Origin of the sequence: Streptomyces sp. NPDC056486 (assembly GCF_042795295.1) — a bacterium.
Taxonomy (GTDB): Bacteria; Actinomycetota; Actinomycetes; order Streptomycetales; family Streptomycetaceae; genus Streptomyces.
The window spans coordinates 1-1499 of sequence record NZ_JBHTSF010000332.1 but is presented as its reverse complement, the minus strand read 5'-3'; the positions used below and the strand labels follow the sequence as shown (position 1 = coordinate 1499).

1 protein-coding gene is annotated in these 1499 nt (G+C 71.1%); it reads right to left on the bottom strand.

Features of this window, described 5'->3' with window-relative positions; genetic code table 11:
* Positions 1–89 precede the first annotated feature (89 nt).
* A complete protein-coding gene (locus ACFQ7F_RS45845) occupies positions 90–1343 on the bottom strand; it encodes a TerD family protein (protein ID WP_383285750.1) in 1254 nt (417 codons plus the stop codon).
* Positions 1344–1499: the final 156 nt, after the last annotated feature.

The following is a 1499-nucleotide window of genomic DNA, read 5'->3' as shown; positions in this document are numbered from 1 at the left end:
GGTTCATCCCCTTCCCGCCGACCGCCCCTGCATGTCCCCCAGCGCGCTCACGCGGGCCCTGCGGGCGTCCGCGCGGTGCCCGCGGCGGGCTACAGCGCCTGCGCCGCCGGCTTCACCATTCCGCGCACGGTCCGTGACTTAACGAAGTCACCCATGGCGGTCATTTCCCACTCTCCGGTGAACTGCTTGATCAGCTTCGCCATCATCACGCCCGTCTGCGCCTCCGCGTTCGTGAGGTCGAAGCGGACCAGCTCCTCGCCCGTCGCGGCGTCGAGCAGGCGGCAGTACGCCTTGGCGACGGCCGTGAACTTCTGGCCCGAGAACGAGTTCACCGTGAAGACGAGACCCGTCACGTCCTGCGGCAGACGGCCCAGGTCCACGACGATCACCTCGTCGTCACCGCCGCCCTCACCCGTGAGGTTGTCGCCGGAGTGCTTGATCGCGCCGTTCACGATCGACAGCTTGCCGAAGTAGCAGCTGTCCACGTGGTTGCGCTGCGGGCCGTACGCGATGACGGAGGCGTCCAGGTCGATGTCCTTGCCGCCGTACGCGGGCTCCCAGCCCAGGCCCATCTTGACCTGCGAGAGCAGCGGCTTGCCGCCCTTGACCAGGGACACGGTCTGGTTCTTCTGGAGGCTGACCCGCCCCTTGTCCAGGTTGATCTTCCCGGCGCCGGGCGCGGGGGCCGCGGGCGCCGGGGGAGCGGCGGGAGCGGCGGGTGCGGCAGGCGCCGCGAGGCGGGGGTCGGCGACCGGCGGGGGCGGGCCCTGCACCGGGGAGCCGGTCGGGGGCGCCATCGGTGCGGCGGGCGCGGCGGGTGCGGCGGCGGCCGGAGCAGCCGGGGCCGCGGGCTCCTCGACCGAGACGCCGAAGTCCGTCGCGATGCCGGCCAGGCCGTTCGAGTACCCCTGACCGACGGCGCGCGCCTTCCATACGCCGTTGCGGAGATAGACCTCGACGATCACCAGGGCCGTCTCGCCGCCGAGCTGCGGGGGAGTGAACGTGGCCAGGACGGAACCGTCGTCCGCGTTGCGGATGGTGGCGGTGGGCTCGACGCCCTGGAAGGTCTGGCCCGCCGCGTCCGGGCTCGCGGTGACGACGATCTTCTCGATGCCGGCGGGCACGGCGCTGGTGTCCACCGTGATCTTGTCGGGGGTCGTGCCGCCACCCGACTGGTAGGTCACACCGGGGCCTGCGGGCTGGTTGAAGAAGATGAAGTCGTCGTCGGAGCGCACTTTGCCGTCGGCGGTGAGCAGCAGGCCCGATACGTCGAGCCGCACCGGTGCGGCGACGTCCACCGCTACGCGAGAGGCGGTGAGGGGGATGTTCGAGCCGGGTGTCATAGCGGTCATGTCCGGGGTAACGAACGTCCCGGCTTTGCCGTTCCCTTACCTGGAGGAGTTTTCTTCCCCAACCCCGCCCCTTCCCGGCTGTGACACTTGCGGCTCCGCCGCGGGCCGCTGCGCGGGGGCGTCCTCAAGCACCGGACGGCTTAAATC

Bases quoted from the DNA above. Each gene is read 5' to 3' on its own strand.
- ACFQ7F_RS45845 (WP_383285750.1), bottom strand. From the start codon at position 1,343: ATGACACCCGGCTCGAACATCCCCCTCACCGCCTCTCGCGTAGCGGTG.